This is a genomic window from Photorhabdus asymbiotica (assembly GCF_003634575.1).
GTDB classification, from domain to species: domain Bacteria; phylum Pseudomonadota; class Gammaproteobacteria; order Enterobacterales; family Enterobacteriaceae; genus Photorhabdus; species Photorhabdus asymbiotica.
Window position 1 is genome coordinate 13,341 of the sequence record NZ_RBLJ01000002.1, and the last position, 16,365, is coordinate 29,705.

Annotated in this window: 11 protein-coding genes; 1 reads left to right on the forward strand and 10 read right to left on the reverse strand. The window is 39.2% G+C overall.

Annotated features, from left to right (window positions below; genetic code table 11):
• Positions 1–244: 244 nt before the first annotated feature.
• Positions 245–1,267: a cytotoxic necrotizing factor Rho-activating domain-containing protein gene (locus BDD30_RS06780; protein ID WP_015835451.1), complete on the reverse strand. Its 1,023-nt coding sequence runs from the start codon at positions 1,265–1,267 to the stop codon at positions 245–247.
• 197 nt (positions 1,268–1,464) lie between these two features.
• Between BDD30_RS06780 and BDD30_RS23505 the strand changes: the two genes are divergently transcribed.
• Entirely contained in the window at positions 1,465–1,605 is a 141-nt protein-coding gene (locus tag BDD30_RS23505) for a hypothetical protein (protein WP_170152948.1), read from the forward strand.
• 168 nt (positions 1,606–1,773) lie between these two features.
• Here BDD30_RS23505 and BDD30_RS06790 read toward each other — a convergent pair whose 3' ends face one another.
• The 9 genes from BDD30_RS06790 to BDD30_RS06835 all read right to left on the reverse strand — a co-directional run bounded on the left by BDD30_RS06790 (position 1,774) and on the right by BDD30_RS06835 (position 16,287).
• Positions 1,774–2,070, reverse strand: a complete 297-nt coding sequence (locus tag BDD30_RS06790; protein WP_015835452.1) for a LysR family transcriptional regulator — start codon at positions 2,068–2,070, stop codon at positions 1,774–1,776.
• 133 nt (positions 2,071–2,203) lie between these two features.
• Positions 2,204–2,455 (reverse strand): hypothetical protein, encoded by a 252-nt coding sequence (locus tag BDD30_RS06795; RefSeq protein WP_049795217.1) that lies wholly within the window; start codon positions 2,453–2,455, stop codon positions 2,204–2,206.
• 1,010 nt (positions 2,456–3,465) lie between these two features.
• Positions 3,466–4,305: an Insecticial toxin gene (locus tag BDD30_RS06805; RefSeq protein ID WP_231849147.1), complete on the reverse strand. Its 840-nt coding sequence runs from the start codon at positions 4,303–4,305 to the stop codon at positions 3,466–3,468.
• Positions 4,306–4,801: 496 nt separating this feature from the next.
• On the reverse strand, positions 4,802–5,683 hold the full coding sequence (locus BDD30_RS06810) for a Pvc16 family protein (RefSeq protein ID WP_015835457.1): 882 nt from the start codon (positions 5,681–5,683) through the stop codon (positions 4,802–4,804).
• 83 nt (positions 5,684–5,766) lie between these two features.
• Positions 5,767–7,863 carry an ATP-binding protein gene (locus BDD30_RS06815; protein WP_015835458.1) on the reverse strand — a complete coding sequence of 699 codons (2,097 nt, stop codon included), beginning with the start codon at positions 7,861–7,863 and terminating at the stop codon, positions 5,767–5,769.
• A gap of 35 nt (positions 7,864–7,898) precedes the next feature.
• Positions 7,899–9,614, reverse strand: coding sequence for a contractile injection system tape measure protein (locus BDD30_RS06820; RefSeq protein ID WP_015835459.1), 1,716 nt, complete (start codon positions 9,612–9,614; stop codon positions 7,899–7,901).
• Positions 9,615–9,670: 56 nt separating this feature from the next.
• On the reverse strand, positions 9,671–11,197 hold the full coding sequence (locus BDD30_RS06825) for a tail fiber protein (protein ID WP_015835460.1): 1,527 nt from the start codon (positions 11,195–11,197) through the stop codon (positions 9,671–9,673).
• 58 nt (positions 11,198–11,255) lie between these two features.
• Positions 11,256–14,108: a hypothetical protein gene (locus BDD30_RS06830; protein ID WP_015835461.1), complete on the reverse strand. Its 2,853-nt coding sequence runs from the start codon at positions 14,106–14,108 to the stop codon at positions 11,256–11,258.
• Positions 14,101–16,287 (reverse strand): hypothetical protein, encoded by a 2,187-nt coding sequence (locus BDD30_RS06835; RefSeq protein WP_015835462.1) that lies wholly within the window; start codon positions 16,285–16,287, stop codon positions 14,101–14,103. The genes BDD30_RS06830 and BDD30_RS06835 overlap by 8 nt, the downstream gene beginning before the upstream one ends.
• Positions 16,288–16,365 lie beyond the last annotated feature (78 nt).

Below are 16,365 nucleotides of genomic sequence, written 5' to 3' on the forward strand. Positions count from 1 at the left end.
AAATCATTGATATTTTGTAAGTAAAGCTCCAGCACCTTATTAATACAATTAACTCTACTTTCTATTTTATTTCCCTTATCATTGTATCTAAGATTAATTTCCTTCCTTTATTCTAAATAAGTTATATGGACACTGTTCTAATTCAAGTTGATGAATGAAATTTTCTGACAATGTAGTCACAAACATATATCCGCTTCGATAAGTGCTAATGAAAATCCGTACCTCCTGCCCTCATTGGGCAAAATTATAACAACCGTTTTTTAAGTGAATTAATGGCCTTAACAGTATTTCCCTGCTTACCTGATGAAACGATAACATCTTCCGATAGTACCTTAACGTTCACCTTTCCTTTATCGTCCTTAGCCAGCAACGCATAACTGTAGCCAGCTCTAATAGCAGGTTTTTCAGGCTTAATTTCGTCATAATTAAAAACACCAACATTTTCTGCCATTTTATCAATCAGCACTCCCGGTTTTCCCATATAGGTAATAACACTCTGATCATAATTTGCAAAAATATTCACTAAATCGTTATTCTGTTCACCAACCGTCATAGGTTCACTATCCGGCGAAAGGGCTTGATGGCTCAGATAGGTAGCAACAACACCCTGCCTGCCTGTTTTCCATTCATTATTACCCGGTTTCTGCCCCGTATGATAGGCAAAAAAATAGCCATTTTTCACCGAATATACCATAGTACAACCGCTCAATGCTCCAGACGTGACAATAACCGGGGACCCATGCTGAATATCCTTCAAAGCAATTCTTATTCCCACGGTTCCCGATGCACCATTAACCACATTAACACCCATAATATTGGAATCCAGCGTATTTTTCCCCCAATGTACGCCTATTGATCCTGAACCCGACTCTGATGATGTCACCTGATCACCACGAAATCCTGCAATAACACCATAAAAAGGGTCTAGATGATTGGAGTGACTATCAGCTTTCAAAGGCTCCGCATCTGTAAGTTGATGGCTGCTGTCATAACGATGAGCTATAACTGGGATGTCAATTGACACATCCTTACTACCTACTAATAATCCCTTATTCATCAACGGGGAAATATGCCCTTTATTAAGACTCCTATCCGCAAGATGTTGTCTCAATCCTTTGATTTTCCTAATCTTATGGCCTTCGTAAGGCTGGTTTTCACCATTTGAAAGTTCAAGGTGCCCATCAAAAGAGGTTGATGATGGCGGTTTCTTCGCAGTATTTTTAGTACGTTGTGTGGCTACGGTCTGAGGATTAGCATATTTTAACATTGATAAACTCTCCGTGATGGTTGAATTAATTACATTTACCTAAAATTATCTATTCTAATAACCTAATGTTCTAAATATAAATATTTAAATAATACCGTTAAAATGAAACAGAATATGAAAATTACATATATACCCAATAGATTTCGAGTTGCAGCACGACGGCAAGTGAACGAATCCTCAGGAGCATAGATAACTATGTGACTGAGGTGAATGAAAACAGCCAACAAAGCAACAACTTAAAGGATGAAGGGTATAATTGTATATTTCAAAACTCACTTGAAGGGACTCAGCCCTATTTTTGTGATCCGCCAAAAATCGTAAACCACAAAACGAACTGAGTTATTTCAACTATATCACCCATTCTTCAGGATGAGAGACACCCAGATGAAAAAATAAGGTATGTCACTATTATGAAAACTTACCTAGAAGACAAAACTTTCACTGAGTATACAGATATTGGTAATAGATGACTTTAGTTATCTAGAACCGCTTATTATATTAGAACCTCATATATTTTTTTGATATAGATCATTGTATGTTGATTTTTCATTCTTGTAGTCACCTTCTATTTCTTGAAGCCGTTCACAAATTGACAAAACTTTATTATATAAGCATTCTCCTTCTTCTGTTAAAGCCAATCCCTGGCTTTTTCTTACAAAGAGTTTTACACCTAATGAAAATTCCAGTTTTTTTAAGCTTCGGCAAATCGGTGACTGTGTAATAAAAAGTTCCGTTGTTGCTTTATTTATTGATTTATTTTTAGCTACAGCAATAAAGCTTGATAATTCTTTTGAAATAAACACCTGAACTCCTTATTTAATAAAACAGACTTATTCACTGGCGTTGAAAAAAAGTTAATAACTTTACTGAGCAATTTAGCATATTAATGGAACATAATTACTCTACGAGCAAATAAACTCTTATTCCTTTAAATAATTAATTAGGGGGTTTTATATTCCGAGTTTTTCGGGGGCAATTATTTATTCCATTTACAAAAAAATTTATCTTCCGGTTAAAAATTTTATTAAAGTCAGTTCCTCTTAAAGAATGTTGTTTAATTAACCCATTTATATTCTCATTTACCCTTCCCCCCCAAAAGGCATAAGGATTAGCAAGGTGAATTTTCGTATCTAATTTTTCATTGATAATTTCGTGATTAACACATTCTAAATTTTCATCAAACATCATTATTTTACCCCTTTGTTTTAATGGGTATAAAGTCTTAAATTGTCCTTCTACTACTTCTAATATCTACTCTCCGTTAAGTTAATCATCATTATATCCTTCATCTTTCAAGTTGCTGCTTATAGGCCATACACATTTTCCTTTGACGAGAAAGATGCTTGTTATAGCAATTGACTGCTATCTTGAAAAATTACAATGAAATTGTTAGTCGAATCAATTAAATAACTCACTATAACAATCATATATATGAATTAATATTTGTCAATGTTATATATAAAAAAATCAAGTCCATGCAAGCAAAAAATTCATTTATAGTAAAGATTAACAAAAAATAATTTAAAATTAATAAATAAAAAATAATAAAGTCATCATTTGTAAATTTGACTTTAATATCAATAAAATTGAATTTCACTCATTAATAATACCCTGGTAACTAATGGGGATAACAAACTCACCAATATATTCAAAGAGTAAAAAAATTTACCATTAGTAAATAGATGAAAATAAAACCGTTAAATATAGAGATTAAACCTATTTCTCCAGACATACTTTTAGACGATTAGTCATTTTCAACAAGACTTTAAATTTCCTATCGAAATAGTCGTTATAAATGATACTCCAATACCATTCACAGGCCCATAGTTCCAGGCAATATTTGTTGAAGTCTTCAAGACTTAATTCACCAAAGAAGATGGAATACTCCATATTTTTGGTCCTGTAATTTGATAGTGAAACTAACCTTCCTCCATTTACTTTAAATTCATCGTTCTCCATTAATACTTTATAAAACTACACTTCTTAATTTTACCTACCAGCTATATGCTTTCTTTACACCATCTGAATCCGTTGATCTGGATGGTGGATAATACGGACAATGCCTTATAAAAATGAAATTCAACATTGTCCCAGTTAACCATTTATTTTGATGCCCCTCTTAATGGTGTGATTACGCTGTAAAATATTTTGTGTGACACAGAATTTTGAATATTCTCCTGATGACATGAAAATCCATATCATCTTTTCCGGCTAAATCTGGCCATGCCCGGTCTTTGTGGATTAGAAACGAATCCAGGATTTTCAGCACCCGGCTTCCAGCTCACTTTCATTTTTGCACCGATACTATTATAAAACTGATTTAGTTCATCAATGTTGTTGGCAATTGTCCATTTTCCTTTGCTAACAATAGCGACAGGAAATTCACCGGGTTCAGCAACAGCCTTGACAATCCCCCCGTGTTTTTTTATTTCCTCTTTTTCTTTATCCATAGCAAAAGCCGGGTAGCTTACCTGGGCTCCATGCCTGATAACATTATGCTCTATATCTCCAAATGGCCGGTTTGAATCAGATCGAGCAACCAATCGGTTAATGCGATCTATAATTTTCCTTTCCTCTGATGAGTTGGATGGTACTGAATGAGGTTGACCTGTGAAACTAATCATATCATGCATATCATAGTCACCAGTAAAAGGTAGTGCAGCCCAGTTCTCTTTTGCTTTCAAGGCTGAGAGACTCGCTTCCAGATTGTTTAAGTCTATAGGATAAATTTTTCCATTGACCTGTTCATCTGATAAACCGTGACCACTACTCATGTAAATACCCAAAAGGCGGCCAGTTTTTTTATCCCAATGGCCTACATAGCCTTCAATACCCGCTTCCTGTACTTTCTTTATTACATCTGAAGCTTCGTCTTTGGGATAAGCTTTGTTAATTGAGCCGGGTTTAATGGTTTTTTCCAAAATATCATGCCCCTTGGCTGCCGCACCTTTGCCCAAAGCTCTGAGTGTTGGCCCGCCCGCAGCCCGAAAACTGACAGCAAAATTACCTAATCTTGAAGCTTCTTCAATCTCCTTCATATGTCCCTCCCAAATAAATTCTCTCTTAACTTGCTGCCGAATAAAAGGGTCATCAAGCGAATTATTTGAGAATGAAAGGTACCCACTAGAAAAATCTGACGATGAAGATTTCCCATGTGAATTTTTAATATTCTGTTTGGGGTTTATCTGATAATTAGCATATCTAGGCATATTTAAAGTCCCTGGTTATTGTTGAACTTGTTATTTCTAAGTTTTCGAACAGATATGGAAATAAAAACCATATCTTAGGTATTACACTGGCACCGAGTCTTTCTAAGCATAGAATTTACGACGCATTTGGTCAGGTTTTTTCAGCTTTCCTAAAATTGACCAGAGATCATTTTATCTGGTGACTGACCATTCTTATCATCATCTCCTTTAACAATTTAATTGTAAGTTAAGTGTTTCCGTGTATTGTTTTTCAACATTTTCATAGAAGTTATTGATTACATGCTCTATCAAATCAATATTAATTCCTTTATTTAATTAAAAAAATTTAAATTCCTACAAGATTATCTTTCGTTATACTTTCAATTCTAATCCCACAATCATCAATAGTGGTAATAACTTCAGCATTATTTACCCAACGATCAAAGATATTATCAATTTCCTTCAAATATTCCTGTCGTGTAATGCCTGAAACAGACAACAATATAATCATCTGAGCCGGACTGTCTTGAGTCATCGTCTCTTTCACTGCGGATAATTCAACTTTACTCAGTACCAACCGGTTATCCTCTCCTCCTCCTAATTCCGTAATGAGTAATTCGCGTAAAGCATGACTAACCACTTCTTGACTGAGCGATGCCGTTTGTTCCACTGTAGAAGAAACCGCGGTAACCGGAGTCGCGCTATCCTGACCATCGTTTAGGCTAACAGGTACTGTCACTGAATAATTGAGAGAAAGCCGTGGGCGATTACCCAGTGATTGCCAGAAATTCCCCAGGCTATTTAAACTCTCTTTAGGCGGTACAACCTGAGTATAAGCACCAGGAATACCTGCCAATTGACGATTATTAATCAAGGCATTTAATACTTGTGACATCACTTGTATTGCCTGGTTATCAGGTTGGCTATCCGGACTGCTGGCATCAGTCGCTGGCTTAGAAGCTTCCCAATAGGTAATCAGATAGTTACATTTAATATTTACCCAACCAGGCAATAACCTCCCGGCATAAACATCAAACCCTCTTGATTCTGCCGAGCGAAGCTGTAAATCTTCATGAATGTCATAAAGAAAGATACTTACCATCGCATCAGATTGCATAGTATCCAATTCAGGTAGATCAAAACGAATGGCAATATCTTGATTCAGATATGCGCGCAGCATGGCATCCATTGCCTTATTGACATCAATAATAGTTTGCGTGTTTAACATAAAAAACCTCTCTTAAATTATATCGTGATAACTTTTTGGTAATAAATTTATTTAATATTTCAATACTTTCATTGTGATAACTTTTAAAATGTTAATCGTCCGACTTTAGCTAATTCACGCTTCAATGCAATTTCAATATTTTCATTACTGACTTCATCATTCCCCTGCTCTGAAGCAAAGAATGAAGACAATAAAGCAATATTGCGGATATTCGCGCCAGTCACGCTTGTTCGTTGAGCTAATTCGTTAAAATCGATATCTTCCGATATTTTTATATTTCTAGGCCAAATTTCCTGCCACATTTTTTTACGGATTTTTTCATCCGGGTAAGTAAAACGGGTAATGAAAGTAAAACGACGATTAAAAGCACTGTCTAAATGACCACGATTATTGGTGGATAAAATGACCAGACCCGGGTAATTCTCCAGGCGCTGTAATAAGTAAGAAACTTCAATATTGGCATGTCTGTCCTGGGAATCTTTAGTTTCACTGCGTTTACCAAACAGTGCGTCAGCTTCATCAAAGAATAATACCCCTGCATCCTGTTCCGCCAAATCGAAAATACGGGATAAGTTTTTTTCTGTTTCACCGATGTATTTATTCACTACTGTAGATAAATCCACTTTTATTAAGTCAACGCCAATGTGGTCAGCAATCACTTCTGCTGCCATGGTTTTTCCAGTGCCTGAATCACCATAAAACAGGGCGCTGATACCAGTGCCATAGGCAATTTTATCTTTAAACCCTCCCGCCAGAACCTGTTCCCGATACTTAATTGCTATGAGTATTTCCCGTAACTGCTGAGCAATCTCATCGGATACCAATAAATCCTTTAATGAGCGCTTAGGAATAATCCGCTGTGCCAATTGACCGAAATTTTGTTGAGCACGCAAATTTAATGCCTGGCGTATATCGCATTGCTGCAAGATATCCAGCGGATCTCGCTGCTGTTGATAAAGCTGGGCCTCTTGCAAAATCAATGGCAGGGTTTCTGGGTTAAAAGTGTAACGCTGGCTTAAAGTTATCGTATCAATATCCTCGGAACAATTATCCGGTAAGCTGGCAATTAACAATCTGGCTTTTTCCGCAGGCGTTAAAAGTGGCATCTCAATCAGTAATACCGGTATCTTTTTCAGCCATACCAATGGGGAATAAGGCTCAATCAGGCAAACAATTCTTAATTCAGGTTGATTCAATAACTCTGACAGGGAGTCCAATAGTTGTTTATTCTGTTCCACTAACAAGCAAAAATTCCGTAATAATAAACATGCTCCATGCATGCGGGTTTCCCGCAAAATATGCTTTATCTGAAGAATAATGTTTTTTTCATCGCTATCAGCAAGTTTGGATATATCTACCAGCAGTGTTTGCTTCCCTTCTGAAGCCATCATATTAGTAATGGTATAAGCTCTGGCACTGCCGGCCATTCCCCGTAATAAGACAATCGGTCTAATATTATCGTTGTCAGATAACAATACGTTACCCAGTACTTGTTTTAATCCTTCAGGATAACAGCCAATCCCTGTCGGTGTTAACCACTCAGCACAATGTTCTAAAGCCGGCATAATGTAGTGATGCCCCAGTAAAAAGTGATATACCCCGCTGTCAGTAATAAAGGGAGTCTGGAGCCAGGCCAGCGTTTTTTGACTAGTATCGATGGATAATAGCTGGCAACCCATCAAAGGTGCCCGGTGCAGAAAACTCGCTTGCTGTACCTGTTTCTCCAGCGCCGAGTGGCAAAACAGTTCCAATGCCAGCGCAAAAGAAGGTAATCGACCCTGTTGTCCCCCTTGAATCAGCGAAAACAGTCGATAATAGCGGCTATCAAAATGGGGCAATAAGCCTAATAGTAAAACATCGCGCTCAAAATCAGTCAGTTCAAAGCGTTCGATCAGATCCATTAATCTGGACGCTGCCATTAGGCTTACATTGCCCTTTTGCGATATCGCCAGATAATCATCATTTATCCAATGAGGTTTACCAAGTGGCTTATCCAGCCTGGTCACCACTTCCGCCTCAGTGAGCAGAAACTCATCCAGGAGCTCACTTCGCTGACTTTCTACACAATAAAAATGGTGTTGAAGAGCGAGATCTATTCGTTCCAGTTCGCTAAATAAAAACGATAGATCACGGTCGTTATCCTGATTCAATGAATCATAAAAAACAGGCGATATATTCATATTTTTTACTCAGACTAAGTCATTGTGGTCAATGGTTATAACCACGTAATGGTTAATGGTTGACTCAACCAGCTAAAACAAGCCATATTCATTGGCCACGGCCAATCAGTTAACAGAGCATCAAATGGTTGTTGCTGTATTGTGATTTTAATTTCCTGTTCATTGATCAGTAATTCTCCTGGTCGTTGTAGAAATAATTGACGGACGTCATTACGACTTAACTTTTTCCAGCCAGAAAGTTGGGAGATAATAGCGTCCAGCCATTGAATTATTATCCATTGTTTTTCTGGTTCAATAGGCATTGGTTCAGTAATTTCATCAGCCATTAACCCACATAGAACATTATTCAAAACCTTTCGTTCCACTTTCACATCTTCGGTTCCCCAAATCAGGTAATCAAGAAAATCAACGGCATTAAACTGGGCCTGACGATGGATAAATTTCTTTTTCTCAAGTAGACCAAGCTGGTTAAATAGTGTAGGTAGCATTGGCCATAGAATTAATATACCTGTATTACTAACCTGACGTGGAATGGTTTGTTCAGGTAATGCAACGGGCTCAGAATATAGTCTACTGAGAGTGCGAAGTTGACTTTGGTTATTTCCTTCTTTAATGGAGGCATTATTCAACCTTGATAATATGCTCTGATCTACTGTATTACTAACCTGACGTAGAATGGTTTGTTCAGGTAATACAACGGGTTCAGAATATAGTCTACTGAGAGTACAGAGTTGACTGTGATTATTTCCTTCTTTAATGGAATTATTATTCAACCTTGATAATATGCTCTGATTTACGGGCTCTTCATCATATCTATTTTTATCGACGCTCTTTGAAACAAAATGTTCTGACAGATATTGGTATTCCTTAGCAGAAAGATACTTTCTGCATAACTGTGAAATTGATCTCACCTGCCAGATTTTCTTTAGCCAATCATTTAGTGATGAATCGTTAATCCCACTCTGACGAAATAGTGTAATAATAGGTATTGTATTAAGCAAACCATTATTATTAAGTTCAGTTGTTATGCGTGCAATAACTTTTTCATCCGGTTTAGGAATTTCCTGTATATTGTACTGTTGTATATATCCCAGAGCACTAAATATCAGTTGTCCGCAGGAAACAAGCTTCTCCTGATATTGTGGTCTATTTATTCTTTCAGATAATCTGCGATTGATAGCGATTAATAAATCGGGTTGTTTGATAGCCAAGAGTCGTTTTAAGCCTTCCTCAGACAAACAACTTTTTGCCAATAATAACGCAAATTTATTTTCTATTTGTGTTAACTGATTTGTTAATTTTTCAATACCATTATTTCCCATTGCTTCTACTAGATTTAATGTGGAATGCTTTTGATATAAAAAGTGAATGAAATTCTCTGCATCAATTAATTTGTTATCGCCAAATATGTAAGACTTATCAGTAGCTTGATTTGATATTGTCTCATTAAATAGCATTTCTTCCCTATGGTTGTTTATCTGATATTGACTGAATTCTTTATTCAATGCAGCTTTTAGGAGAGTAGGAAACAATGAATTAAAATCATGGAAATTTATCGTACCAAGATTCAGGATTAATGTTTCTAAATAAACACCCCTATTAATTTCATATTCATTAAAGTATGAATTAAATAATTTATTTATATTAGCTTGATTAAGCAAGGAGCCATGCAATACTTTTCTAGCTACTTGTTGATTATTAGCTTCAATAGTAATTGTAATCCGGTTTAACAGATTTGGCTCCGAAGTCATGCTAATATCCTCTTTATTATTAATGGATAATTTATATTTTCAATTTTTCATATATATTAAAGCTTTATGATGAAAGCCAGAATATAATAAGGGACTGTTACTTTGTTTTTGTGAGAATGTTTTCCTGTGCCCGTTATCTTAATATCATGATCGTGCGTCTGCAGACTGTTTCCGCCTAAGGTACTGTTGGAGACATTATTGTTAGAGTCAAGTACACCTGATGACTTATAAATATATCGTACTGAAGTATTATCTCCTGTTGTTACACCCCACACATTTGTTGTGATTTTTTTACTTCCATAATAATTAACTTTCTCTGTATCCATAATTATTCCACTAAAGTGTGCATGATTAGGTATTTGCTGTAACGATAATGCTCTCCCCAGTGTTTTACCATCAATAGTTAATGTAGCTTCATCAGAACTGAAATCGAATAACTTACTATTTTTAGTACCTGAAGCTGTATTAGTACTCACTCCATTAATATCAGTCCCTTTCCCACCTAAAATAAATCGATCGATTAAATTTGGTGTACCATTATTGCCATCACATAACGCCCAACCAGTTGGTGCAGTACTGCCAGAGAACATTACAATCACTCCCTTGGGGAGTACATTATTAGGATCAATTGCAACACCATTAGCATCTACTTTAATTCCGCCATTAGCTTTAACTTTAACTGCAACACCACTACTATCAACGCTAATTCCTTTACTAGTATTAGCTATAACTGCAACACCACTACCATCAACGCTAATTCCTTTACTAGTATTAGCTATAACTGCAACACCACTACCATCAACGCTAATTCCCTTACTAGCATTAGCTATAACTGCAACACCTGTATTATCAACGCTAATTCCTTTACTAGTATTAGCTATAACTGCAACACCACTACCATCAACGCTAATTCCTTTACTAGTATTAGCTATAACTGCAACACCACTACCATCAACGCTAATTCCCTTACTAGCATTAGCTATAACTGCAACACCTGTATTATCAACGCTAATTCCTTTACTAGTATTAACTTTAACTGCAACACCATTACCATCAACGCTAATTCCCTTATCAGTATTAACTTTAACTGCAACACCACTACTATCAACGCTAAGTCCCTTATTAGCACTAACTTTAACGGCAACACCACCACTACTAGTAACGCTAATTCCGTTACCTTGTTTTACAGCTACATTGCTAGTGTTAACTGTAATACCATCGCCCTGACCGACACAGATTCCATTGGTTTCATTAGTCAGACCACTACCAAGATCTACAGATAAAACATCATCTTTTAATATTAATGGAGAAAAGTCTTTATTGGAAAAAGTGCCTATTTTTAAATTAAGCGTACCGTCATCAGCCAATTTCAATCCTTCTCCTGGGCCATTTTGTTGTGGCGCTTGACCACAGGCTTTACGTCCAATATCGGCAATATCAATTAACTCATTGAAATCGGTTTGCAGGGGAATACTGCCCTCTTTAAATTTATCCTTTAATTTATCGATGTCAGGTCCAACAGCTTTTGGATTAGATAATGTTTGTTGTTCTTGTACAGTTGCATTATAACGAGTTTCGTTCATGATTAACTCCAGAAAACATATTTAATTCAACATCATTAGTGGCAGATATTTATTTTTCCTAGCTCTCTTTAGGAACATAGAATAATTCATTCTGGGTTATTCCATCTGTATTCCATTGATCACCATTACTACCCACCACTTCTTCTCTTTGACTAGATGTGGCAATACGCATTGTGCCAACACCTTTTAAGGCAGATGGCAATTTACCAAGTGTCAAACTTTCTAGAATGGAATAAGCCGCATCCCCCAGTGGCGTACCATTATTTTGCCAACGCTGATAGGTATTGGCGAAATTTAAAAAGGCTTCCCGATCCATCCAATGGATAATCATAGAAATATGAGCTGGAAATTCGGTAAGAATCGTTTCTTTCACCCATTCTTCCAATTTATAGGGATCAACACCGGGCAATTTAATTAAGTCACTGTTCACTACTACGCTAATCACAAATGAAAAGCGGTCAGTCCTTTCATATTTCTCCCCCGAAAAATACCAACTATACCGCCACGCCTCTTCCGAGGTAGGAAAAGCCAGAGTGGAATTACCCAAACGCTCAATAATCAAGGTCCCTTCAATGCGATCAAAGCTAACAACTTTTGCATAAAGTTTTTCTGACTCCGCTTTTTTTAAATTGACTATCCCCACCTGCTTTAACAGGGTGATTTCGCTACCTACAACAACCATCGGCGGGAATGGAGTTTGCACTGTGCGGGTCAAGCGCCGTTGATTCACAGGCAATGAGGATTGGTCACTAGCATAGGCCAGACGATAGCCCATATCCTCCATCCATACCGGGCTGTTTTGCCAAAAGAGTTTACTCGCCTTGGCTGCTGTCATTACCCGCGCCAGATTATATTCCAGTTGCGCACTATTATTCACATCCAACCAAAACTTATCCCCCTCGGTTTTGAATACCATCTGACCGCGTATCGTAAATTGGGTTTCTCCCTGCTCTCCTTCATACAGAATTAAATTGATCACTTGCCCCTGTGTCAGCTTGCCATCAATGCCCTTCTGTTCAATGACCACATAATGTTGACCTGTTTGGCTGCCCCCCTCCTCTGTCACCGAGGCTGGTTTCTGTTCCTTATCAAACTGACTATTGGGTTTGACTGGCAGCAACGCTCGATGTTCAATCAAATAAAAAGGCAGTTGGCTCAGATCCGGTTGAGGTTTAAACAACTCACCGCCCAGCCCCATGCGAGCAGCAATACGTTTTTGTAGCGACGATACCTGATCGATACGAATATTGGAGCGGTGGTAAGTCAATGTCGGTTGCTGGGCCAGATAACCCTGTTGGACCGCACGAAAATCATCGAGTTGTGTCGTAAAGGTACGCGGTGCCCGCTGTGTGCCAAAGTAACCCAGCAAGTAATTAATAATATCCAATTCATGATCACTATCCAGCGCAATCTGTCCTAACAAATCCTTTAATGCAGGGGCATAATCTTGATGGGCGTCATCATTCACTGAGCCTGACTTAAAGGGCCACTGATCACCCCAAACCTCATAACCTTCGCGCTGAAAAGCCAGTAACCGCGGGAGCATGGCTATCTGTTGACAACCACAGGCCAATAATTGTTCAAATGGCAACATAAATTGATGAAGTGGCAATAAGTGTTCACTTTCAGACAAAGAATGTTGTAGTCCATAGCAAGGCGGCAAAGTATCACTGACGGGATAATAGCTGCCAACGTCACGGTGCTGGCCGTAAGCCAATATTACCGGCTCATTTTGAATCAGTGATTGACTGGGTAAACTGGCCTGGATTTGCTCTTTACTCACACTGACGCTAATCCCTCCTTTGGCTATCACCCTAAGCGGGCCATTTTGTTGCGCCAATTGGTTAAGTGGGTCTTCTCCCCAAAGACGTGGATAATAGCCCTCTTTGATCGACCACGACCAGGTATCCCCCTTAACGGGTTCAATAGCAGTTTTATCGAAGCTATCATCCAGACGAAGACGATTCACATGTTTAATGCCCTCAATCTCAAGCAGACTATTTACCAACCGGCTAAGATTGAGAGTGAGCCTTTGAGTATAATCACGGGCTGCCGGCAGCTCTGGTATCCAGCCATGTTCCAATAATGGACCTTCGAAGATTTGATCATTGCTCATCCCAGCATTTTGCAGTACTTCCGTACGGTAACGCTGTGCTCCAGGCATCAGATACTGCTCTGCGGTGCTATACACCGCCGCAAAAATACCGGGGACATCCTGTGCACCTACATCATCATCCAGTTCAACATCCAGCAACAGTGGCAGATCAACCGGTTGTAGCCAGATAATGTTGCTGACAGATTCACCAATATTGCGATTTTTAGTCAAAAATTCTGTCAGTTGTCTGGTAGCAGCGGCAATATTACCCTGAGTCCAACGGGTTGGTTCCAGATACAACCAGTAATTCCCCCGCAAGGTAAACTCTTTAGCCCCTTCACTGTTGACAAAGCTATATTCCCTCTTGGTTGCATCATACCAATAGGTATAACGCTGTTTTTCCGGTTCACGCACCAGTTGCACACTCCGGAACAGAAAATCCCCCTCATCCTGCTGAGTACCATCCAGGCTGTCGCTGCTGTGTAGATCTAACAATGCCTTGCGATAATCATCCGCTGTCACCGGCCCACAAGTCAGTGTATTATGCGGGCCAAATTCGGCAGGAAAAATTCCCTCTTGCTGCTGCTCATCCGGCGCCGGAGTCAGTAAATCTTTCAGGGGTAATGTATGTCGGTAAGCCAAATCTGACACACCGTAACTGATTCCCTGCAAAAATGTGATACCCGGATCATGCTCTGCCGTATCACTCCACAGTTTTTCAGCCTGTTTTTCAATCACCTGATGAGCTTGTTCCAGCAAGGTATCAAAGTGAATATCGTCTTTAACGCTATGAAACAGTGCATCCTGATTACTCATAGTCATTTCCTCGGTATTGCAGATTATCGTCCTCTTCCCAGACTAAAATAAGCACTTCATTATCTTTGGCTTCCACAGATGCTGTACCATCACTCTCATCAGAAGAATCAGCCCGATGTAGTGTCAGACGAGTGACTCGCTCAACCAGCGGTTGCTGTTGAATAGTGGCTAACAACTGGAAATAATTAATGCTGTTATTCAATACAACGGGCCGCTGCTCATCTATGCTCCAAGGCATATACACCTCACACAGTTGCTGCTGTAGCTGGCGATAGCCAAAATCTTCGTTCACATCAGGTTTAAAAATCACCTCGTAATGGATTTTCACATCCAAGTATTCTGGATTCCTGACCTCAATAGAGGCCCAGGGAGAGTCTTTCTGCTGCAACCAATCAGCCATCTCTTGCAGACGAGCAGGATTCAGTACCGGACGCAGAGAATCATCGCTATCGTTGTACCGGTTTGCTGGAATCACTGTTAGTTGCTGCTGCTCCAATGCTGGCACTCTGGTGAGTTCATCATTACCTGGATACTTAACATCAAAGATGCTGACATAACGCTCTTTGAGTAATGTCACCATATTTCCCCAGGTTAAGGACCGGTTTCGATGAGACAGGTTTTGAGCTATCCGTTCAAAAAAGGCACTGTAGGATTCAGGTATACGTCCACCCCATGATGCCCAAGGCTGGTTGACCGATGCCAACACAATGATGGGTTCAACGGGCCGCTGTATGCTGCTGGCAGGCAAAGGGGTTAAGAAATGGCTGTCACTGATGCTATCTACATTAACCAAGGTTGCCGTCATGGCGTTATAGATTAGACCATATAGCCAAGGAGCCTTCCCCAACGCCCCCTCATGAGCGGGTACCTCCACCACTGCCCGCAACCAATAGCGTCCAACTGGCATCTGCTCTGCCTGATTGGATGCATCCACAGGCAACTCAACGTGCCAAGTACCATCCTGATACAGATTCTGGGTTCCATCACTGACCCATGAATCCAATTCAGCCCATTGATTATGTTGATCCAGGTAATACCAGGAAACGGTTGGTTGCTGCGGGGATTTTAATTTCCAATACAGCGCCAGTGTTTGCCCTGGCTTTACATCAGTAAAGCCTAAATATAACGCTGGATTTTCCTCCAATGGCTCTATATCACTGCTATAACCAAATGGTGTTAAGTGATACATCTCAAAAGAGGTATCCTTAGTATCATCCTTTTCCGAAACGCTGATACCCGTCACCTCCGGCAGTGCCTGACTATCCTTTCCCTGTAGCCTGAGTACCGGTTGCGTGAAAAAGAGATTATCCAGATCCTCTGGCGCACTGATTGCCGGTTCTTTGTCTGACAGTGTCAGTGTGACCTCTTTCTTATTTACCTCAGACGTCAATGTTAGCCATTGATTTCCACTGCTGACCTGTGCCACCAGTTCTTGGGTGTTCATCTCCTGCTCAAAAGTAACAATGATCTTCCTTATCCCCGCTTCCATCGCCAGAAGTGATGACGTTATCAACACCCCACCAAATACCTGCTGATCACTATTTGTCTTACCAAATAATCGTATCCCATCAGACGGCAGTGACACCTGTGCCTGTAAATCCCATGGAGCAGAAGTAACCCATTGCTTTTCCCCGTCATTCCGTAACCAGCGCAAGTCACTGATATATCCACGATTAGCCAGCAAACTGGCATCCAGGGCATATTGCAATGCATTGCCTTGTTCATCCTGACCAGCCTCAAACAGGGTTCCTTCAGGGAGCAGCTGTTCCATCACTGTCGAATTCAGTTCCATAGATAAAGCAACCTGATCAGGCTGTGCCGCATGGGAAGACAAGCCTAAAAGCTCCCGATAATAGAGCTCACGATGAGCAGCAGGTAATACATTTAATAAGGATATTGGTGTTTCCAATAAACGCAAAACCGCCAACAAAAAAGCCTGCTGAGGTAATAACTCCCCATTGGGTTCTATTTCTTTCTGATATAATTTTGCAAGTTTCTCTGGCGTATTTCCTGACATAAAGAAAAAGTCATTCCAATATTTATCGCCAGAATTAAAGGGTATTATCTTCGTATACGCTTCAATATATTTAAGCAATTGCAAACTGGCTCGATTATCTAATTTAAAATCGGTCATTGGCACCAAATTTGACAATTTGTTAGTTAACTCATTTAATTCCATAACATCACCTGTGTTTATTTGTCACAGCGATTCGTCAGCAAATAAATAATTATTTACACCTTCGTTAATTCTATTTAA

What these genes read in the sequence shown, in the direction of transcription:
- BDD30_RS06780 (WP_015835451.1), bottom strand. Translation starts at nt 1,267, where the DNA reads ATGTTAAAATATGCTAATCCTCAGACCGTAGCCACACAACGTACTAAA.
- BDD30_RS06820 (WP_015835459.1), bottom strand. Translation starts at nt 9,614, where the DNA reads ATGACTTCGGAGCCAAATCTGTTAAACCGGATTACAATTACTATTGAA.
- BDD30_RS06795 (WP_049795217.1), bottom strand. Translation starts at nt 2,455, where the DNA reads ATGATGTTTGATGAAAATTTAGAATGTGTTAATCACGAAATTATCAAT.
- BDD30_RS06830 (WP_015835461.1), bottom strand. Translation starts at nt 14,108, where the DNA reads ATGAGTAATCAGGATGCACTGTTTCATAGCGTTAAAGACGATATTCAC.
- BDD30_RS06835 (WP_015835462.1), bottom strand. Translation starts at nt 16,287, where the DNA reads ATGGAATTAAATGAGTTAACTAACAAATTGTCAAATTTGGTGCCAATG.
- BDD30_RS06805 (WP_231849147.1), bottom strand. Translation starts at nt 4,305, where the DNA reads ATGAAGGAGATTGAAGAAGCTTCAAGATTAGGTAATTTTGCTGTCAGT.
- BDD30_RS06825 (WP_015835460.1), bottom strand. Translation starts at nt 11,197, where the DNA reads ATGAACGAAACTCGTTATAATGCAACTGTACAAGAACAACAAACATTA.
- BDD30_RS06810 (WP_015835457.1), bottom strand. Translation starts at nt 5,683, where the DNA reads ATGTTAAACACGCAAACTATTATTGATGTCAATAAGGCAATGGATGCC.
- BDD30_RS06815 (WP_015835458.1), bottom strand. Translation starts at nt 7,863, where the DNA reads ATGAATATATCGCCTGTTTTTTATGATTCATTGAATCAGGATAACGAC.